Annotated in this window: 20 protein-coding genes; 18 read left to right on the forward strand and 2 right to left on the reverse strand. The window is 70.4% G+C overall.

Features of this window, described 5'->3' with window-relative positions; translation table 11 throughout:
- Positions 1 to 331 precede the first annotated feature (331 nt).
- From ITJ55_RS12070 to dapF, 13 genes are all read left to right on the forward strand, one after another.
- Positions 332 to 1,357 carry an HlyD family efflux transporter periplasmic adaptor subunit gene (locus ITJ55_RS12070; RefSeq protein ID WP_194595529.1) on the forward strand — a complete coding sequence of 342 codons (1,026 nt, stop codon included), beginning with the start codon at positions 332 to 334 and terminating at the stop codon, positions 1,355 to 1,357.
- The gene (locus tag ITJ55_RS12075; protein WP_194595530.1) at positions 1,357 to 2,061 is read left to right on the forward strand and encodes an ABC transporter ATP-binding protein; all 705 of its coding nucleotides are present in this window, start codon (positions 1,357 to 1,359) and stop codon (positions 2,059 to 2,061) included. Before ITJ55_RS12070 ends, ITJ55_RS12075 begins: the two co-directional genes overlap by 1 nt.
- Positions 2,058 to 3,275, forward strand: coding sequence for an ABC transporter permease (locus ITJ55_RS12080; protein ID WP_194595531.1), 1,218 nt, complete (start codon positions 2,058 to 2,060; stop codon positions 3,273 to 3,275). Before ITJ55_RS12075 ends, ITJ55_RS12080 begins: the two co-directional genes overlap by 4 nt.
- Positions 3,276 to 3,329: 54 nt before the next feature.
- Positions 3,330 to 6,197, forward strand: a complete 2,868-nt coding sequence (locus ITJ55_RS12085; protein WP_194595532.1) for a DNA translocase FtsK — start codon at positions 3,330 to 3,332, stop codon at positions 6,195 to 6,197.
- Between the two features lie 3 nt (positions 6,198 to 6,200).
- A complete protein-coding gene (gene pgsA, locus ITJ55_RS12090; RefSeq protein WP_194595533.1) occupies positions 6,201 to 6,848 on the forward strand; it encodes a CDP-diacylglycerol--glycerol-3-phosphate 3-phosphatidyltransferase in 648 nt (215 codons plus the stop codon).
- Entirely contained in the window at positions 6,845 to 7,336 is a 492-nt protein-coding gene (locus tag ITJ55_RS12095) for a nicotinamide-nucleotide amidohydrolase family protein (protein ID WP_194595534.1), read from the forward strand. Before pgsA ends, ITJ55_RS12095 begins: the two co-directional genes overlap by 4 nt.
- A 151-nt stretch (positions 7,337 to 7,487) precedes the next feature.
- Positions 7,488 to 7,796 carry a helix-turn-helix domain-containing protein gene (locus ITJ55_RS12100; protein ID WP_056262865.1) on the forward strand — a complete coding sequence of 103 codons (309 nt, stop codon included), beginning with the start codon at positions 7,488 to 7,490 and terminating at the stop codon, positions 7,794 to 7,796.
- A 96-nt stretch (positions 7,797 to 7,892) separates the two neighbouring features.
- A complete protein-coding gene (locus ITJ55_RS12105) occupies positions 7,893 to 8,117 on the forward strand; it encodes a DUF3046 domain-containing protein (RefSeq protein ID WP_056262867.1) in 225 nt (74 codons plus the stop codon).
- A 293-nt stretch (positions 8,118 to 8,410) separates the two neighbouring features.
- Complete coding sequence (gene recA, locus ITJ55_RS12110) at positions 8,411 to 9,472, forward strand: recombinase RecA (protein ID WP_056262869.1); 1,062 nt, start codon at positions 8,411 to 8,413, stop codon at positions 9,470 to 9,472.
- Positions 9,469 to 10,311: a regulatory protein RecX gene (locus ITJ55_RS12115; RefSeq protein ID WP_194595535.1), complete on the forward strand. Its 843-nt coding sequence runs from the start codon at positions 9,469 to 9,471 to the stop codon at positions 10,309 to 10,311. The genes recA and ITJ55_RS12115 overlap by 4 nt, the downstream gene beginning before the upstream one ends.
- Positions 10,312 to 10,348: 37 nt before the next feature.
- Positions 10,349 to 11,950 (forward strand): tRNA (N6-isopentenyl adenosine(37)-C2)-methylthiotransferase MiaB, encoded by a 1,602-nt coding sequence (gene miaB, locus ITJ55_RS12120; RefSeq protein ID WP_194595536.1) that lies wholly within the window; start codon positions 10,349 to 10,351, stop codon positions 11,948 to 11,950.
- Position 11,951: 1 nt separating this feature from the next.
- Positions 11,952 to 12,863: a tRNA (adenosine(37)-N6)-dimethylallyltransferase MiaA gene (miaA, locus tag ITJ55_RS12125; RefSeq protein WP_194595537.1), complete on the forward strand. Its 912-nt coding sequence runs from the start codon at positions 11,952 to 11,954 to the stop codon at positions 12,861 to 12,863.
- The gene (gene dapF, locus ITJ55_RS12130; protein ID WP_194595538.1) at positions 12,860 to 13,738 is read left to right on the forward strand and encodes a diaminopimelate epimerase; all 879 of its coding nucleotides are present in this window, start codon (positions 12,860 to 12,862) and stop codon (positions 13,736 to 13,738) included. The genes miaA and dapF overlap by 4 nt, the downstream gene beginning before the upstream one ends.
- A 26-nt stretch (positions 13,739 to 13,764) precedes the next feature.
- Here the strand turns inward: dapF and ITJ55_RS12135 are convergent, their stop codons facing one another.
- The gene (locus ITJ55_RS12135) at positions 13,765 to 14,382 is read right to left on the reverse strand and encodes a class I SAM-dependent methyltransferase (protein ID WP_194595539.1); all 618 of its coding nucleotides are present in this window, start codon (positions 14,380 to 14,382) and stop codon (positions 13,765 to 13,767) included.
- Between the two features lie 76 nt (positions 14,383 to 14,458).
- On the opposite strand from ITJ55_RS12135, the gene hflX reads away from it, so the two are divergent.
- On the forward strand, positions 14,459 to 16,003 hold the full coding sequence (hflX, locus tag ITJ55_RS12140; protein ID WP_194595540.1) for a GTPase HflX: 1,545 nt from the start codon (positions 14,459 to 14,461) through the stop codon (positions 16,001 to 16,003).
- Between the two features lie 90 nt (positions 16,004 to 16,093).
- On the opposite strand, the gene lexA is transcribed toward hflX, so the two are convergent.
- Positions 16,094 to 16,807 (reverse strand): transcriptional repressor LexA, encoded by a 714-nt coding sequence (gene lexA, locus ITJ55_RS12145; RefSeq protein WP_194595541.1) that lies wholly within the window; start codon positions 16,805 to 16,807, stop codon positions 16,094 to 16,096.
- Positions 16,808 to 17,080: 273 nt separating this feature from the next.
- Between lexA and ITJ55_RS12150 the strand changes: the two genes are divergently transcribed.
- The 4 genes from ITJ55_RS12150 (at position 17,081) to hisH (ending at position 19,876) form a co-directional block, all read left to right on the forward strand.
- Positions 17,081 to 17,449, forward strand: coding sequence for a hypothetical protein (locus tag ITJ55_RS12150; protein WP_194595542.1), 369 nt, complete (start codon positions 17,081 to 17,083; stop codon positions 17,447 to 17,449).
- Between the two features lie 92 nt (positions 17,450 to 17,541).
- A complete protein-coding gene (locus ITJ55_RS12155; RefSeq protein WP_194595543.1) occupies positions 17,542 to 18,627 on the forward strand; it encodes a histidinol-phosphate transaminase in 1,086 nt (361 codons plus the stop codon).
- Entirely contained in the window at positions 18,624 to 19,241 is a 618-nt protein-coding gene (hisB, locus tag ITJ55_RS12160; protein ID WP_194595544.1) for an imidazoleglycerol-phosphate dehydratase HisB, read from the forward strand. The genes ITJ55_RS12155 and hisB overlap by 4 nt, the downstream gene beginning before the upstream one ends.
- Positions 19,238 to 19,876, forward strand: coding sequence for an imidazole glycerol phosphate synthase subunit HisH (hisH, locus tag ITJ55_RS12165; protein WP_194595545.1), 639 nt, complete (start codon positions 19,238 to 19,240; stop codon positions 19,874 to 19,876). The genes hisB and hisH overlap by 4 nt, the downstream gene beginning before the upstream one ends.
- Positions 19,877 to 19,931: the final 55 nt, after the last annotated feature.

Raw genomic sequence — 19,931 nt, forward strand, 5'->3', positions numbered from 1 at the left:
CGCGACACGCACGCCTTCAGCCAGGTCGTGCGCCGCACGGTCGGCCGTTGGGTGAACACGCAGCACCGTCGTCGTCCGATGATCGTGCCGGTGGTCATCAGCGCCTGAGGTGTCCGCATCCGACGACGGCCCGCGGGGGAGACCCCGCGGGCCGTCGTCGTCCCGGCGAGGCGTCGAGGGCGCGGGGTCGGCGCCGCCCTCGTGCCGACGCGGGTCCGGTCCGAGAGGCGGATCTTCGGCGACGCCAGTCATCCTCGGGGGTGAGGCGCTGGTCCCGCCGGCCTCGCTACGGTGACGTCTGACACGTCAGTACATCGACCGGGGGTAGCCCTTGCGCATCGCCAAAGTCTGGGTCTTCCCGATCCTGCGCATCCTGATCTTCGTCGCGATCGCGGCGGCACTCGTCAAGCTCGCGTTCTTCGCGGCTCCCGCCGCCGGGGACGACTCGGTGGCCGTCCCGACGGGCGAGCTCGTCGAACCGCAGGTCGCCGTCGCGGTCGGCACCATCACCAACGACGTCGTGGTCGAGGCCACGGTCGTGTCCGACCCGGCGTCGGCCGTGCCCGCCACCCTCGCCGGCACGGTGACGACCGTCGACGTGGCCACCGGCCAGGTCGTCGCGGTCGGTGACCGGCTGGCGACCCTCCGGTCCGAGACGCCGCAAGACCCGCTCGTCGCGGCCGACGGCACGGTGACCGAGCGCAAGCCGATCGTCAAGACGGCGGTCGTCACGGCACCCGTGGCCGGGACGGTCACGTCGGTGGCCGTCATCAAGGACCAGACGGTGGCCGTGGGCGATGCCGTCGCGCAGGTCGCGCCTCCCACCTTCCACGTCACGGGGTCGTTGGCAGCCGACCAGCTGTACCGCCTCGTCAGTCGGCCGACCGAGGGCTCGGTCGCCATCACCGGCGGACCCGCGCCGTTCGCGTGCACGGGGCTGACCGTCGGGGGATCGACGTCGTCGTCCCTCGGCGACGACGCCACCTCGGACGGTGCCACGTCGACGCAGGGCTCCTCGTCGGGGCAGGGAGTCTCGTGCGTCGTGCCCGGCGACGTGACCGTCTTCAGCGGTCTCGCGGCGAAGCTGACGATCCCTGCCGGCGTCGCCACCGACGTCCTGACCGTGCCCCTCACGGCCGTCGAGGGCGCAGCGGGCAAGGGTGTGGTGTCGGTCGTCGGCGCGGACGGCACGACCGAGAAGCGCGACATCACCCTGGGCATCAACGACGGCACGACGGTCGAGGTCACGGACGGCCTCTCGGAAGGCGACCTCGTGCTCGAGTTCGTCCCCGGCGCGGCTGCCGTGCCGCAGGACGGCTGCGTCGATGTCGAGACCGGCGAGGACCTCTGCAGCTGATGACCCTGATCAGACTCGAGGCGGTCACCAAGACCGTGCCGCTCGCCGACGACGCCACCCTCGACATCCTCACCGGCGTCGACCTCGAGGTCGACGCCGGCGAGCACGTGAGCATCGTCGGACGGTCCGGGTCGGGCAAGTCGACGTTGCTCAACATCCTCGGGCTCCTCGACGAGCCCACGACCGGCACCCACTGGTTCGACGACGTCGACGTGCGGACCCTGCGCAGCGGTCGACGAGACCGTCTGCGGGGGGCGCAGGTGGGGTTCATCTTCCAGCAGTTCAACCTCTTGCAGGGGCGCACGGCGCTCGAGAACGTCATGACGCCACTGCTGTACTCGTCGGGCTCCGAGTTCTGGCGTCGTCGGGCCGTCGCGGGCGAGATGCTCGAGCGCGTCGGCCTCGATCACCGGGCCGAGTCGATGCCCCACCGGCTCTCCGGCGGCGAGCAGCAGCGTGTGGCCATCGCCCGGTCGCTCGTCCGGCGGCCCCGGGTCATCCTGGCCGACGAGCCCACGGGGGCCCTCGACGTCGAGACCGGGGCCGGGGTGATGACCCTGCTCGACGGCATCGCCCGAGAGAACGAGGCCGCGCTGGTGACCATCACCCACGACCTCGCGGTGGCCGCACTCGCGTCGCGTCACTACCGGCTCGACGCCGGCGTCCTCTCGGCTGCTGAATCCTCGACCGTGGTGGACGCGTGAAGCGCGCGGTGGCCGACGTCGTGGGTGCCGTCGTCGAGGCGTGGGCCGAGCTCCGCGTCAACAAGTTGCGCGTCCTCCTCAGCCTCGTGGGCGTGGCCGTGGCGGTGGCGGCGCTGACCGGCGTCGTCGCCCTCGGCGGCCTCGCCGAGCAGTCGTCGCGCGAGAGCGCCGAGCGGAACGGCGGACGGCCCGCGAACTACTACGTCAACGCCTACTCGACCGGTTCGTCGTCACCCGACGCCGACGCGATCCAGGACGCCTTCGCGACGGCGACGGAGCGCTACGGCATCGACCAGATCAGCCGTGTCGCCTACGGCACCCGCGCCGTGCAACTGTCGGACGGCGTGACCGAGGTCGGGTCCGTGACGGTCGACGTCCCCTACGGCGAGATGCACCGGGTCGTCATGACCGAGGGGTTGTGGTTCACCGACGCGGACACCTCACGGCTGGCGCCGGCGGTCATCGTGAACGAGGTGCTCTGGCGCCAGCTCGGTTCGCCGCCCCTCTCGACCCACCCGACGCTGCTCCTCCGCGGGGCCGACTCGGCCACGGTCGTCGTCACCGGCGTGTCCGCCGCGGCCGACTACGAGTCGGCGTCGCTGTACCTCCTGCCCATCCCTGACCACGACCTCGCCGTGACGACCTACGGCGAAGAGACCCCGCAGTACGAGATGTGGTTGCCGCCCGAGACGAGCGACGCACTCAGTGCCCAGGTGGCGTCCGACATGGAGGCCGCCCTCGGCGACGGCTTCCAGGTCGACGTCAGTCGACAGGACTACGCCGCCGGCGGGGACGCCGATCCCTTCGGCCCGATCAAGCTGATCATCACGGGGGTGGGCGTCCTCGTGCTGCTGCTCGGCGGTCTCGGCCTGGTCAACATCGCGCTCGTGACGGTCCGGCAACGCATCCGCGAGATCGGGGTGCGTCGATCGTTCGGGGCCACGGCGCCACGCGTCTTCTTCTCGGTCATGCTCGAGAGCGTGGTGGGGACGGTCGTGGCCGGCGCGGTCGGGGTGATGGCCGCCGTCCTCGTGGTCGAGAACCCGACCGTGCAGGGCTTCATCGCGCAGGGGTCCGTCAGCGACCTGCCGCCGTTCCCCGTCGAGGCCGCCCTGATCGGGCTGGCGTCCGCCACGGCGATCGGGGCCGTGGCCGGAGTGCTGCCGGCCCTCGTCGCGATCCGCGTCAAGGTGATCGACGCCATCCGCTACTGACACACACCGGACCGCCTCCGGCCCCTGTCGGTGCCGCGAGGTACCTTGGAGCCCATGGCCACGCCCACCAAGTCGACCGCGCGTTCGCGCTCGTCGTCGCGCGCGGCGCAGACCTCCGGTGCCACGAAGGCGACGAAGAAGCTGCCCGCGGCCCGTCAGCCCGACCCCGTCCGAGAGGGCCCCGGTCCACTCGCCTCGGCGTGGATGGGGCTCGCCCACCTGACCGGAGGCGCGTTCCGCCTGCTGGGCAAAGAGTCCCTCGCCAAAGACGAACGTCGAGACGGCGTGCCGTTCCTGCTCGTCCTGCTCGCCGTGGCCGGCGCGGTCGTCGAGTGGCTCAACCCCACCAGCCCGCTCGCCGTGGGGTTCGACGCGTACACGTTCGGCGGTCTCTTCGGGCGGGTCGCCTACGCCCTGCCGGTCATCATGGTCCTGTTCGCCGGTTGGTTGTTCCGACACCCGGCCTCGGTTCACGACAACACGCGCATCGGCATCGGCCTGGGGCTGTCGATCGTCTCGATCAGCGCCCTGTGCCACATCTTCGGCGGACAGCCCCAGGCGGCCGAGGGCCTCCGCGCCCTCGCCACCGGCGGTGGGGTGCTCGGGTGGGTCGTGGCCTCGTGGCTCGTCGCCCTCGCGACCGAGTGGGTGGCCGTCCCCCTCGTGATCGTCCTCCTGGCGTTTTCCCTGCTGATCATCACGAAGACGCCCCCCAACCGCATCCATCGGCGCCTCGGCGAGCTGTACTCCTACCTCTTCGGCGAGACGACGTCGACCTCGCCCGACGGTGCCGAGGGCGACCGCGACCTGGTCGACCTGGCCGAGTCCGAGTCCCTGCCCTGGTGGCGACGCAACAAGGACCAGCGCGAGGACGACCCGGCCTACGACACCCCGCTGGTCAGTGCCGGCGAGACCTCTCCGACCGAGACGCTCGGTCGTCGGCGTCGCAAGAAGCCCTCGTTCGAACCCGTCGCCGACGACCCGGGTGCCACCACGAGCGCCGGCACCGTGGGCGCTTCCGCCACGGCGGGCGCCGCGGCCGGGGCGCCGCCGACGGCGGCGACCGACGTCTTCTCGGCCGACCTCCTCGGCGATCTCGACCGCGCCGAGGACGCCGTCCGGGCGCAGGGTTTCGACGTGCCCGCGGCCCGGCCCACCGCCTCCACCACCGTCCTGCCGTCCGTCCCGGCCGAGCCCGTCGGCGAGAGCGACGCGGCCGCCGACTTCCTCGCCGTCGATCCCGACGAGCCCGCTCCGCCGTCCCTCGACGAGGTCGACGACGGGGCCGAGAGCGCCCCGTACCGGCTCCCCGCCGTCTCGAGCCTGTCGGTGGGCGAGCCCGCCAAGGCTCGCAGCGAGGCGAACGACGCGATCGTGGCGGCGATCAGCCAGGTGCTCGACCAGTTCAACGTCGACGCCAAGGTCACCGGCCTGAAGCGTGGACCGACCGTCACGCGCTACGAGATCGAACTCGGTCCCGGCGTCAAGGTCGAGCGCGTCACGGCCTTGACGAAGAACCTCGCCTACGCGGTGGCCTCGAACGAGGTCCGCATCCTGTCCCCGATCCCGGGCAAGAGCGCGATCGGCGTCGAGATCCCCAACACCGACAAAGAGATCGTCGCCCTGGGCGACGTGCTGCGCTCGTCGGCGGCGACCAAGAGCGTCCACCCGCTGACGATCGGCGTCGGAAAAGACGTCGAGGGCGGCTACGTGGTCGCGAACCTGGCCAAGATGCCCCACCTGCTCGTGGCCGGCGCCACCGGTTCGGGCAAGTCGAGCTTCATCAACTCGATGATCACCTCGTTGCTCATGCGGGCCAAGCCGACCGACGTCCGGATGGTCCTCATCGACCCCAAGCGGGTCGAGCTGTCGATCTACGCCGGCGTCCCTCACCTGATCACGCCCATCATCACGAACCCGAAGAAGGCCGCCGAGGCGTTGCAGTGGGTCGTCAAAGAGATGGACATGCGGTACGACGACCTGGCCAGCTTCGGCTTCCGTCACATCGACGACTTCAACCGTGCCGTGGTGGGCGGAGAGATCGTCCTGCCGGCCGGCAGCCAGCGCAAACTCAAGCCCTACCCGTACCTGCTCGTGGTGGTCGACGAGTTGGCCGACCTGATGATGGTCGCCCCCCGCGACGTCGAGGACAGCATCGTCCGCATCACCCAGCTCGCACGCGCCTCGGGCATCCACCTCGTCCTCGCCACGCAACGGCCCTCGGTCGACGTGGTGACCGGGCTCATCAAGGCCAACGTGCCCTCCCGCTTCGCCTTCGCGGTCTCGAGCGTCACCGACTCGCGGGTCATCCTCGACCAACCGGGTGCCGACAAGCTCATCGGCCAGGGCGACGGTCTCTTCCTCCCGATGGGCGCGTCCAAGGCCATGCGGGTCCAGGGGGCCTGGGTGCAAGAGAACGAGGTGGCGCAGGTCGTCGCCCACGTCACCCGTCAGGCCCGGCCCGACTACCGGCCCGACGTCGCGGCGGTGGTCGAGAAACGCGAGATCGACGGCGACATCGGTGACGACCTCGAGCTGTTGCTCGCTGCCGCCGAACTCGTGGTCAGCACGCAGTTCGGTTCGACCTCGATGCTGCAGCGCAAGCTCAGGGTGGGGTTCGCCAAGGCGGGCCGCCTGATGGACCTCATGGAGTCCCGCGACATCGTCGGTCCCTCCGAGGGGTCCAAGGCGCGTGACGTGCTCGTCACGACCGAACAGCTCCCCGGCGTGCTGGCGAAGCTGCGCGGCGGAGACGCCGGCGGTGCCCCGTCCGCAGGAGGCGCCTCCTCGGCCACTCCGACGTCGTCGCGAGCCGAGGCGGGCGACTACGACGACGACCCGGTCGAGGCGATGACCCGTGGTTTCGCAGAAGACGACGACGCCGGCAGCGAAGATGCCTGGCACCTGACGGGCAGGGACTAGACCATGAGCCAGCACGACCCGACCGACCCGGCTGCCCCGCGCTCGGCCTTCTCGTTCCGCGGGCGGGTCGCCTCGCGGGGTGCGGGGCCGGCCAGCACGGGCAACATCGCGAACGTCATCACGGTCGTGCGCATCTTGATGGCACCGCTGTTCATCGCGTGGCTGCTGATCGACGACGGTGCCGACGGGTCGTTGCGCATCTGGGCTGCTGCGCTCTTCGTCGTGGCGATCCTGACCGACAGCCTCGACGGCATGCTGGCGCGAGGGCTCGACCTCGTCACCGACTTCGGCAAGATCGTCGATCCGATCGCCGACAAGGTGCTGATCGGCGGCGCGCTCGTCTCGCTGACGATCCTGGGCGAACTGCCCTGGTGGGTCACCGCCCTCATCCTCGTGCGCGAGATCGGCATCACGGTGTACCGCTTCGCGGTGTTGCGCGACCGCGTGATCCCGGCCTCGCGGGGTGGCAAGGCCAAGACGGTCCTCCAGGCCGTGGCCGTGACACTCGCACTCTTTCCGCTCTGGAACGTCTTCGGCGAGGGCATGCACTGGGTCAACGGCGTGCTCATGACCGCGGCCACGGTCGCGACCCTCGTCTCCGGTGCGGACTACATGCGCGTGGCCCTCCGACACGGCAAGGCCGGCGCGTGACCCTGGCCTCCGATCTCGTGGCCGAGTTGACGCGGCGGCGGCTGACGGTGGCGGTCGCCGAGTCCTTGACCGGCGGTGCCCTCGTCTCCGAGTTCGTGTCGGTGCCGGGGGCGTCGGCGGTCGTGAGCGGTGGAGTGGTCGCCTACCAGACCGAGCTCAAGCACACCCTGCTGGGGGTCGACGCAGGCCTGCTCGCCCGCCACGGGCCCGTGCACCCCGACGTGGCCTCGGCCATGGCGACCGGGGTGCGCGACGTCCTCGCCACCGACGGACGCTCGGCCGACATCGGGCTGGCGACGACAGGCGTCGCCGGGCCCGATCCGCAGGGCGGGCACGAGCCCGGGACGGTGTTCGTGGGGCTCGCCTGGTCAGGAGGCGCGCGCGTCGTTCGCCTGTCGCTCGCCGGCGACCGGCAGGCCATCCGAAACGGCACGGTCTCCGAATCACTGGCAGCACTCGGCAGCTGGCTGGCCGAGACGAGGGAATAGCCGGCGTTTCGGTCTCGTTACAACTCCCGAGTTCACAACAGGTGCACAGTCCCCGATGGCTACAGTCGTGGTCAGTCGGTCAGAGCACCACACCCGTCGTCCCCCACCTGAAACCATCCCGTCAGGTGGGTTGTCCCCGAAGGAGGGTCCCATGGTCCTGGTACGTCAAGAAATCGGCGACGTCCTCCGCGACTTCCGTCTGCAGAAGGGGCGCACCCTCCGCCAGGTCGCGAGCAAGGCGAGCGTCGCCCTCGGTTACCTCAGCGAGGTCGAGCGTGGTCAGAAAGAGGCGAGTTCCGAGATCCTCGCGTCGGTCGCGGACGCGCTCGAGACGCCCATCTCGGTCATCATGCGAGAGGTCGGTGACCGCATGGCCGTCATCGAGGGGTTGAACCCGATCCCCGACACGCTTCCCGACGACCTCGTCGCCGAGTTCGACGCCGACCTCGCGGTGCGCTGACGTCCCGAATCCCCTCCGAACGCCCCCGGCTCACGCCGGGGGCGTTCGTCCCCGGCTCACGCCGGGGGCGTTCGTCGTCCGGGGTACCCTCGTCTGATGCGCAAGAGCGAGTTCGCCCGAGCCGTCGAGGACGAGTTCGGGGACGCCTACGGTCGTGTCCTCACGCGAGACCTCGTCATCCAGTCGTTGGGCGACCGGACGGCCGATCAGGCCATCGCGCAAGGCGAGTCGCCTCGCGACGTCTGGCTCGCCCTCTGCGAGGCCGAGGGCGTCCCGGTGCCCCGCCGACACGGGGTGGGCCTGCCCGAGCCGAAGGGCTGACGACGATCGGCTCGACCGTGTGTTCGACACGCCGGGGCGGATCGGTCGAACACGTGTTCGGGTGGGTGATAGCGTCCTCCACAAGGACGTAGATCGTCGAGTTGTGCACCTCGGGCCGTCGTCGCCACCGCGATGTCGGGGGTGGCCCGTAGCGTTTCTCGCATCGACGTTCCGCGTCACCGGCAGAAGCCGGCGACATCAGCCTTGTCGCAACGACGACGACCTTGCACCACCGGTCGGCGGCGACGCGACAGCCTACAGGCGCACGGACGACCACCACGAAGGAGAACGACATGCCCTCAGCCGAAAACCGCGAGAAGGCCCTCGAGACGGCTCTCGCCCAGATCGACCGACAGTTCGGCAAGGGCGCCGTGATGCGCCTCGGCAGCGACGAGCGTGCTCCCGTGGCCGTGATCCCGACCGGCTCGATCGCCCTCGACGTCGCTCTCGGCATCGGTGGCATTCCCCGCGGCCGCATCGTCGAGATCTACGGTCCCGAGTCGTCGGGCAAGACGACCCTGACCCTGCACGCCATCGCCAACGCCCAGCGCAACGGCGGCATCGCCGCCTTCATCGACGCCGAGCACGCTCTCGACCCCGAATACGCCAAGAAGCTCGGCGTCGACATCGACGCGCTGCTGGTGTCGCAGCCCGACACCGGCGAACAGGCGCTCGAGATCGCCGACATGCTCGTCCGCTCGGGGTCGATCGACCTCGTCGTCATCGACTCCGTCGCCGCCCTCGTGCCGCGTGCCGAGATCGAGGGCGAGATGGGTGACTCGCACGTCGGCCTGCAGGCCCGACTCATGTCTCAGGCGTTGCGCAAGTTGACCGGTGGGCTCAGCCAGACAGGCACCACCATGATCTTCATCAACCAGTTGCGCGAGAAGATCGGTGTCTTCTTCGGCAGCCCCGAGACGACGGCCGGCGGCAAGGCGCTCAAGTTCTACGCGTCCGTCCGCCTCGACATCCGGCGCATCGAGACGCTGAAAGACGGTACCGACGCGGTCGGCAACCGCACCCGCGTCAAGGTCGTCAAGAACAAGATGGCGCCGCCCTTCAAGCAGGCCGAGTTCGACATCCTCTACGGCGTGGGCATCTCGCGCGAGGGCAGCCTCATCGACTTCGGTGTCGAGCACGGCATCGTCCGGAAGTCGGGTGCCTGGTACACCTACGACGGCGACCAGCTCGGCCAGGGCAAAGAGAACTCGCGCAACTTCCTCATCAAGAACACCGCGATCGCGCAAGAGATCGAGCAGAAGATCCTCGCCAAGCTCGGTGTCGGCGGTGCCAAGCCCGTCGAGGCGCCCGTCGAGTCGATCGAGGCGAAGATCGCCGCTCGAAAGGGCGCATGACCTCGCGCGACGACGACGGCGCCACGGCGTCGGGGCCGTCTGACGACGGTGCCGACGCCGGGCGTCTCGCTCCGGTCACGCCTCTCTTCGGCATCACGACCGACGGCGGGCGACAGCCGGCATCCCATGCTCGAGCCGACGACGGCGACGGGCGACCCGCAGACGGTGCGGCCGACAGAGACGCCGTCCTGACGGCGATCAGTGCTCACTGGGCGGGCGATGACGATGGCGTCGCCGCGTCGGCGGCGGATCATCCGTCGGCCCGCGGAGCCCGCGCCGGCGCCGCCGGGCGGCCCAAGGCGACGGGCTTCGACGAGCAGCCCGACGACGGGCCCGAAGACCTCGAGGCCCAGCGTCGCCGCGCAGAGAACGTGAGTCTGCACGCCCTGTCCCGTCGAGGCGTGTCGTCGCACGAGATGGAGAAACTCCTCAGGTCGCGCGATCTCGACGAGTCGGTCGTGTCCGACGAGATCGCGCGTCTCGAACGCGTCGGACTCCTCGACGACGCCGAGCTCGCCGCGACCCTGGTCCGCTCCACACAAGAGCGCAAGGGGCTCGGCCGCGGCGCCGTCACGTCCGAGTTGCGGTCTCGGGGCATCGACCCGGCGGTCATCGACGAGGCGCTGGGCGAGACCGACGACGACGAAGAGCAACAGCGTGCCGACGAGTGGGCGCGGAAGCGAGCGGGGTCCCTGCGGGGACTCGATCGAGAGACGGCCGAGCGTCGACTGAACGGCTACCTGATGCGACGGGGCTATCGCTCCGAGGTCGTCCGTCGGGCTGTCGAGAAGGCTCTTCCTCGCGGCGGAAGCTCCCGCGGCGGCGTCCGCTTCGAGTGACCGGTTCGGGCGTGGCGGCGATCTACACTGAGTCACCATGACGACGGTCGCCACCACCCCCCTCGCCGAGCCCGTCGACGGGTCTGTCCGCACGTACGAGGTCCGCACCTTCGGCTGTCAGATGAACGTCCACGACTCCGAGCGCCTCAGCGGCTCGCTCGAGGCGGCGGGTTACGTCCCGGCCGACGGGGTCGAGGCCGACATCGTCGTCATCAACACGTGCGCCGTGCGCGAGAACGCCGACAAGAAGCTCTACGGCACGTTGGGCACGCTCGCCGGTCAGAAGAAGAAGCACAAGGGCATGCAGATCGCCGTCGGCGGCTGCCTCGCCCAGAAAGACCGCAGCGTCATCCTCGACAAGGCTCCCTGGGTCGATGTGGTCTTCGGCACCCACAACATGGGTGCCCTCCCCACGTTGCTCGAACGGGCGCGACACAACGACGAAGCCCAGCTCGAGATCCTCGAGTCCCTCGACGTGTTTCCCTCGACCCTGCCGACCAAACGGGACTCCACCCACAGCGGCTGGGTCTCGATCTCGGTGGGGTGCAACAACACCTGCACGTTCTGCATCGTGCCCTCGCTGCGCGGCAAGGAGAAGGACCGTCGCCCGGGCGACGTCCTGGCCGAGGTGACGTCCCTCGTCGACGACGGTGCCGTCGAGGTCACGTTGCTCGGTCAGAACGTGAACTCGTACGGCGTCGAGTTCGGTGACCGTTTCGCCTTCGGCAAGCTGCTGCGCGCCGTCGGGGCGATCCCCGGCCTCGAGCGCGTCCGTTTCACCAGCCCACACCCCGCCTCCTTCACCAGCGACGTGATCGCCGCGATGGCCGAGACCCCCACCGTCATGCCGCAACTCCACATGCCCCTCCAGTCGGGTTCCGACCGGGTGCTGAAGGCCATGCGGCGCAGCTACCGCAGCGAGAAGTTCCTCGGCATCATCGACCGTGTCCGAGCAGCCATGCCGGACGCCGCGATCAGCACCGACATCATCGTGGGGTTCCCGGGCGAGACCGAAGACGACTTCGCCGAGACCCTGAGGGTCGTCGAACGATCGCGATTCGCCTCGGCCTTCACGTTCCAGTACTCGGTCCGTCCCGGCACGCCGGCGGGCGAGATGGTCGATCAGATCCCGAAGGCCGTCGTGCAAGAGCGGTTCGAGCGGCTGACGGCGCTCCAAGACCGCATCTCGGCCGAAGAGAACCGTCGTCAGGTGGGTCGACGGGTCGAGGTCCTCGTCGCCGCCGACGAGGGCCGCAAGGACGCCTCCACCCATCGCCTCTCGGGGCGGGCGGAAGACAGCCGACTCGTCCACTTCGAGGTGCCCGCCGGGCGCGAGGTGCCGCGTCCCGGCGACGTCGTCAGCGTGCGCGTGACCGACGCGGCGTCGTTCTTCCTTCTTGCCGACGCCGACGCCGACGCCGACGCCGGCGCCCACGACGCTCCCGACTCGCTCTACGAGGTGCGTCGCACGCGGGCGGGCGATGCGTGGGACCGCGCCCAGGCGGCGTCGTGCGGGGTGCCGTCCGCGACCGAGGCGACCAGCGCCTCCTCGGCTCGCCCGGCGAGGGTGAGTCTCGGGCTGCCGACGATCAGGGTCTCGACGACTCCGATCTACAGCCCCACCGACGACCTCCGCTGACGTGCTGGTCGCGATCGTCGGTGCCACCGGCACGGGCAAGTCCGCGTTCTCGCTCGCGATCGCCGAGGCGCTCGTCGAGAGGGGGCGGCCGGTCGAGGTCGTCAACGCCGACGCCATGCAGTTGTACCGAGGCATGGACATCGGCACCGCGAAACTGCCGGTGGCCGAACGCCGGGGCATCCCGCACCACCTCCTCGACGTGCTCGACGTCACCGACGAGGCGAGCGTCGAGTGGTACCAGCGCGAGGCCCGGGCGGCCGTCGACGAGATCAACGGGCGCGGGGCCGTGGCTGTGCTCGTGGGCGGCTCGGGACTCTACGTCTCGAGCGTCCTCTTCGACTTCCGGTTCCCGGGCACCGACGCCGCCGTCCGGGCACGGTACGAGGCGATCGCCGACGAGCGAGGGGCGGGCGCCCTGTACGACCTCTTGACCGAGCGCGATCCGGCGTCGGCGGCGTCGATCGGGCGGTTCAACGCCCGGCGTCTCGTCCGTGCCCTCGAGGTGGGCGACCTCACCGGGCGCCCGCTCTCGGGAACGCTGCCCCGGTCGTCGACGCCCTGGCGGCCCTCGACGGTGTTCGGGGTCGCCGAGGAGCGTCCCGTCCTGGTGGAGCGCCTCGACCGGCGGGTCGGACGCATGTGGCAGGACGGCCTCGTCGACGAGGTGCGCGGCCTCCTGCCGCTCGGGCTCGAGCAGGGGGTCACGGCCGGTCGCGCGATCGGCTACGCCCAGGCGGCGGCGCAGGTCAGGGGGCAGCTGAGCGAGGGCGAGGCGATCGAAGCGACGGCGGCCCTCACCCGGCGGTACGCCCGACGGCAGGCGAGCTGGTTCCGTCGCTACGACGACGTCGAGTGGTCCCGTTCGGGCGACGCCCAGGCCGTCGACCGGGCCGTGGCTAGACTCCTCGGGTGACGACCACGCTGCAGTTCACCAAGGGGCAGGGCACGGGTAACGACTTCGTCCTGTTCACCGACCCCGACGCGAGCACCGACCTGACGCCCGCGACGATCCGGGCACTGGCCGACCGACGGTTCGGCGTGGGCGGCGACGGGGTGATCCGTGCCGTCCGCACGGCCGCCCTGTCGACCGAGGCGGGCCTGCTCGAGACCGAGCCGCGCGCCGAGTGGTTCATGGACTACCACAACGCCGACGGCAGCCCCGCCGAGATGTGCGGCAACGGCATCCGGGTGTTCGCGCGGTACCTCGTCGAGCGGGGGCTCGTGTCCATGGGCGACGACGACGTCCTGGTGGTCGGCACCAGGGCCGGCGCGCGCGAGGTGCGCCGTGACGGCACGGGGTTCCGGGTCGACCTGGGCCCGTGGCGCCTCGGCGACGACGACCCGGTCGTGCGGGCTCGCCAGCTGCACGCCGCGCGCCCCGGCCTGCCGATCTCGGTCGGCAACCCGCACGTGGTCGTGGCACTCGCGGGCGACGAAGAGCTCGACGGCCTCGACCTGACCTACGTGCCGATCATCGAGCCGGCCCCGGCCGACGGGGCGAACGTCGAGTTCGTCGTCCCGGCCGACCCGCTCGTCGTCGACGGTCTCGGCCGCATCCGGATGCGCGTGCACGAACGGGGCAGCGGCGAGACCCTCTCCTGTGGCACGGGTGCTGCCGCGGCAGCCCTGGCCACCCGACACTGGGCGGGTGCCTCGGCGCCCGACGGCTGGTTGGTCGACGTGCCCGGGGGTGTCGTGGGCGTCTCGATCAGCCACCACGCCGACGGCGAGCACGTCTCGCTCAGTGGTCCTGCCGAACTCGTCTTCACCGGGGCGCTCGAGATCTGACGTCCGCCGACGCCGCGGGCGTCGCGTCAGACGGCGTCGACCCGCTCGGCGCGAAGCACGCGATAACCCTTGCTGGTGGAGGCGCGGGTCACGTCGACGACGTCGCCCATCGTCTCGTCCATCCACCGGTGCAAGGAGTCCGCCCCGAGGTTCTTCTGCACCACGAGCCAGGCCTCCGCGCCGTCGTCGAGCCGGGGCAGCCAGCGCTCGAGGAGCGAGTGCAGTTCGGCCTTGCCGACCCGGATGGGCGGGTTCGACCAGATCGTCGCGAACCGCAGGTCGTCGGGAACATCGTCGGGGGTGACGGCGTTGACGTTCTCGAGGCCGACCGACCGCGCGTTCTCGCGCACGAGGTCGAGCACTCTCTCGTTCACGTCGACGGCCCAGACCGTCGCGTCGGGTGACGACAACGCGAGGCTCAGTGTGATGGGGCCCCACCCGCACCCGACGTCCAGCAGATGGCCCGTCTCCGGCGGCGTCGGCGTGCCCGCCAGCAGCACCGCGGTGCCCGGGTCCACGCGGCCGGGGCTGAACACGCCCGCGGCGGTGGTGAGCGTCAGCTCGCGCCCCGCGAGGACGACGTCGATCGTCCTGGGCTTGGCCGCGCTGCCGGGCTGGGGTGAGAAGTAGTGCTCGCTGGCCATGCTCGTCAACCTACCGAACATCGACGGAGACGTCGTTCCCCGCTCACCGCAGACCGAAAGGGTTAGTATCACCCCGATGACAGACCACACCACGACACCGCTCGACTCCGAGCGGGACGACCAGCCCGACGACGTCGTCGCGCGCGTCCTCGATCGTGCGGCCCAGCGGGCCTCCGGGTACACCGTCTTCTCTCCGGCGCAGGCCATCCAGACGCGGTCCCTGCACGACGGGGGTTCCGACGGCGACCAGTCCGAGCGCGACGACCGCCAGGCCCTGCGACGCGTCGCGGGCCTCTCGACCGAACTGCAGGACGTCACCGAGGTCGAGTACCGCCAGCTGCGCCTCGAGAACGTCGTCCTGATCGGCGTCTACTCGCAGGGCTCGATGTCCGACGCCGAGAACTCCCTCCGCGAACTCGCCGCCCTGGCCGAGACCGCGGGCGCCGTCGTGCTCGACGGCCTGCTGCAGCGCCGTCCGAACCCCGACCCGAGCACGTACCTCGGCAAGGGCAAGGCCGAAGAGCTACGGGGGACGGTGGCCGCCCTGGGGGCCGACACGGTCATCGCCGACACCGAGCTGGCCCCCAGCCAGCGCCGCGCCCTCGAGGACGTCGTCAAGGTCAAGGTCATCGACCGCACGGCCGTCATCCTCGACATCTTCAGCCAGCACGCCAAGAGTCGCGAAGGCAAGGCGCAGGTCGAACTGGCCCAGCTCGAGTACCTGCTGCCGCGCCTCCGAGGCTGGGGCGAGTCGATGTCCCGCCAGGCCGGTGGCCAGGTAGGAGGCGCGGGTGCCGGAATGGGCAGCCGCGGCCCCGGTGAGACCAAGATCGAGCTCGATCGTCGTCGCATCCACACCCGCATGGCCCGGCTGCGTCGGCAGATCAAAGAGATGAAGCCCGCCCGGGACGCGAAGCGGGCGAACCGCGATCGCAACGAGGTGCCCACCGTCGCCATCGCCGGGTACACCAACGCGGGCAAGTCGAGCCTGCTGAACCGCCTCACGAGTGCCGGCGTCCTCGTCGAGAACGCCTTGTTCGCGACCCTCGACGCGACGGTGCGCAAGAGCGTGACCGCCGACGGCCGTCCCTTCACCTACGCCGACACGGTCGGGTTCGTCCGCAACCTGCCGCATCAGCTGGTCGAGGCCTTCCGGTCGACGCTCGAAGAGGTCGAGGCGTCGGACGTCATCGTCCACGTCGTCGACGGGTCGCACCCCGACCCGGCCGCCCAGCTGGCCACGGTGCGCGACGTCATCGCCGAGGTCGACGGGCGCGACATCGCCGAGATCGTCGTGTTCAACAAGAGCGACCTCGTCGACGCCGACCAGCGGCTCGTCCTGCTCGGGCTCGAACCGACCGCCGTCTTCGTCTCGGCGCGGACGGGCGAAGGGATCGACGAGCTCCTCTCGCGCATCGCGTCCGTCCTGCCCGAGCCCGAGATCGAGCTCGACCTGCTGGTGCCCTACGACCGCGGCGACGTAGTCTCGCACCTGCACGACTCGGGTCGTGTCGTCAGCACCGACTACGAAGAAGACGGCACCCGGGTGCACGCTCGCGTCTACCCGGGCGACGTCGCCGGACTGACGGAGTACGTCGCCCCGGTCACGTCCGCCCGCTGACGCCGCCTCGTCGAGTCGGACGAGACGAAGCGCCGGTCACCTCAGGGTGACCGGCGCTTCGTCGTTCGGGCTCCGCGGTGCCCCGAGGATCTAGACCGAGCGCAGCACCGCGACGACCTTGCCCACGATCTGGGCGTGATCGCCGACGATGGGCTCGAAGGCGCTGTTGCGAGGGAGCAGCCAGGTGTGGCCGTCGCGCTGACGGAACACCTTGACCGTCGCCTCGTCGTCGAGCATGGCGGCGACGATGTCGCCGTTCTCGGCGTCCTGCTGCTGCCGGACGACGACCCAGTCGCCGTCGCAGATGGCCGCGTCGATCATCGAGTCGCCGACCACCCGCAACATGAACAACTCGCCCTTGCCGACGAGCTGTCGCGGCAGCGGCATGACGTCCTCGATCTGCTGCTCGGCCGTGATGGGGATGCCGGCGGCGATGCGGCCGACCATGGGCACGTGTGCGGTGTCACCGTCGTCGCTCGTCGTGAAGACGGTGGCAGGGGGAGCGACCGGTGCCACGTCGTCGACGAGCACCTCGAGGGCCCGCGGACGGTTCGGGTCACGACGGATGCGGCCGGCGAGTTCGAGCTGGTTCAACTGGTGGGTGACGCTGGAGAGTGACCTCAACCCGACGGCGTCACCGATCTCTCGCATGCTCGGCGGGTACCCACGGCGGCCGATGCTCTCGGTGATGGCCGCGAGGATCGTCGCCTGCTTCGCGGTCAGCTCCTTGCGGGGGAGGAGGCCCGACTCGGCTCGACGGGGCGCGTCGGGGGACGCCTGCGGGGTGCGCTTCGGGTCGCTCATGGGTCTCCTGCCGTCGATGTCGGTGGTCCCTGTTTGACTCTCACCACCGATCGAAACCGTATCCGATCAGGCGGTGTCGACAAAACACATGTTCGAGTGTGTCGCGTCTTCTCCACCTGATCAGGCCTCCGATCGAGGCTGAGATCCCGTCAGAGGGGTTGAAAGCGCGAGAAATCGAATGTATGTTCGGAACACGTCTTCGTGTCCGGCATTCCCGGCCGAGTGCCGGGCACGAACTCGTCCCCTGTCTTCCCACGGTGAAAGGACCACCTCATGAGCGTCACCTCCTCTCCAGCAGTTGCGTCCCCCGTCGACCCGTCCCGGGTCGTCCGCACGCGCCTCCGCATCACGCGGCGAGGCCGAGCGGTCGTCGCGGCGCTCGTGGCGATCCCGGCAGTCATCGTGGTCGGTGCGCTCGTCCTCAACGGGGGCGGAGCGGTCGCGTCCGACACGACGGGCTCCACCGACTTCCAGCACGTCACGGTCGACGGTGGCGAGACCCTGTGGCAGGTCGCCTCCGAGATCGCCCCCAGCTCCGACCCCCGCGACGTCATCGCCGACCTGGTCTCGCTGAACAACCTCCCCAGCGCCGAGGTCTCCGCCGGTCAGAGCCTCGCGGTCCCGACGCAGTACGCCCGCTGACCCACGAGGCGCACGGCCCCGGCACTCCTGCCACCCACCGTCCCCGTGGCTGACGGAGGCGGGGGCCAGCGGCCCGCCCGTACCATGGTGGGGTGTCCTTCAGTCTCGACGACCTGCCCATCCGTGACGACCTGCGCGGTCTGACGCCCTACGGCGCCCCGCAGAAGAAGGTCGCCGTCGCCCTCAACGTCAACGAGAACACGCATCCCATCCCCGAAGACGTGGCCCGCGACATCGTCGAGTCGATGGCCCGAGCAGTGCTCGACGTCAACCGGTACCCCGATCGCGAGTTCACCACCTTGCGTGAATCGCTCGCGACGTATCTCGGGCACGGGTTGACCCCAGAGAACATCTGGGCGGCGAACGGGTCGAACGAGGTCATCCAGCAGCTCCTCCAGGCCTTCGGCGGTCCGGGGCGGTCGGTGCTGGGCTTCCCCCCGACCTATTCGATGCACTCGATCATCACGACCGGCACGGGCAGCCGGTGGGTCGAGGGTCGCCGTGACGAGGGGTTCCGCATCTCGCCCGAGACGGCCGTCTCCGAGATCGAGCGCACCCGCCCCGACATCGTCTTCTTCTGCGGCCCGAACAACCCCACCGGGACGCCCCTCGATCTCGCCACCGTCGAGGCGGCCTACGAGGCCACCGACGGCATCGTCTTCGTGGACGAGGCCTACGCCGAGTTCATGCCGGCCGACCAACCGACGGCCCTGACCCTCCTCGAGGGGCGTGAGCGGCTCGTCGTGTCGCGGACGATGAGCAAGGCCTTCGCGTTCGCCGGCGCCCGGGTCGGCTACCTGGCCGCGCACCCGGCGGTGACGGACGCACTCCGTCTCGTGCGCCTCCCGTACCACCTCTCGTCCCTGACGCAGGCGGCGGCCGTCGCGGCGCTCTCACACGCCGGCGAGATGCTGGCCATGGTCGACGACATCAAGGCCCAACGCGACCGCATCGTCGACGTGCTGACCGAGCTCGGCTACGAGCCGTGGCCGACCTGGTCGAACTTCGTCCTCTTCGGCGGGGTCGACGATCCGGCCGACGTCTTCGAGCGCCTGCTCGAGCGGGGCATCATCGTCCGCGACCTCGGCATCCCGAACCACCTGCGGGTCAGTGCGGGCACCGAGGCCGAGACCACCGCGTTCCTCGAGGCGCTCCGCGACATTAGGCTCTCTTCGTGACCGAGACGACCCGCGCCGCCCGTACCGCTTCCCTCTCGCGCGAGACGAGCGAGTCGAGCATCACGCTCGCCCTCGACCTCGACGGCTCGGGCCGATCGACGATCGACTCGTCGGTGCCGTTCTTCGACCACCTCTTGACGGCGCTGTCGAAGCACTCCCTCATCGACCTCGAGGTCTCGGCGCGGGGCGACACCCACATCGACGTGCACCACACGGTCGAAGACATCGGCATCACGTTCGGCACGGCGCTGAAGCAGGCGCTCGGCGACAAGTCCGGCATCTCGCGGTACGGCGACGCGCTCGTGCCGCTCGACGAGGCGCTCGTGCAGGCGGTGGTCGACGTCTCGGGGCGTCCGTACCTCGTCCACACGGGCGAGCCCGAGGGGTTCGAGTACCACCTGATCGGCGGGCACTTCACGGGCTCGATGGTCCGTCACGTCTTCGAGGCCATCACCTTCCACGCGGGCATCACGGTGCACGTCCGCGTGTTGGGCGGTCGCGACCCGCACCACATCGCCGAGGCCGAGTTCAAGGCGTTCGCCCGGGCGCTGCGTCAGGCCGTCCAGCCCGACGCGCGCGTCCGTGGCATCCCGTCGACGAAGGGCGCCCTGTGACGGGCGCCCGACCGTCGGTCGTCGTCCTCGACTACGGCAGCGGCAACGTCCACTCGGCCGTCAAGGCGCTCGAGCTCGCCGGTGCCGACGTCGAGCTGACGGCCGACCGTGCCCGGGTGCAAGCGGCTGACGGCCTCTTCGTGCCCGGCGTCGGGGCGTTCTCGGCGGTCATGAGCCAACTCGAGTCGGTGCGCGGCGGAGAACTCGTCGATCGCCGTCTCGCCGGTGGTCGCCCCGTGATGGGCATCTGCGTCGGGATGCAGGTCTTCTTCGAGGGCGGCGTCGAGCGCGGCAACACGACCGGCGGCTTGGGGGCCTGGCCCGGCGTGGTCGACGAGCTCAAGGCCGACGTCCTGCCGCACATGGGCTGGAACACCGTCGACGTGCCCGAGGGCAGCGTCCTGTTCGACGGCGTGGCCGACGAGCGCTTCTACTTCGTCCACTCGTTCGCGGCGCAGGAGTGGTCGCTCGACGTCATCCGGCCCTTCACCGAGCCGCACGTCACCTGGGCCGACCACGGTGGGCGCTTCGTCGCCGCCGTCGAGAACGGCCCGCTGTGGGCGACGCAGTTCCACCCCGAGAAGTCGGGGCAGCCGGGCATCCGGTTGCTCTCGAACTGGCTCGGCACCCTCTGACCCCGACGCGACCGACCCGATCGCGCCTCCTGACCCTGCGGTGCCCCGGCCCCGT

It is taken from the genome of Frigoribacterium sp. VKM Ac-1396 (assembly GCF_015350895.1).
In the GTDB taxonomy this organism is placed as follows: domain Bacteria; phylum Actinomycetota; class Actinomycetes; order Actinomycetales; family Microbacteriaceae; genus Frigoribacterium.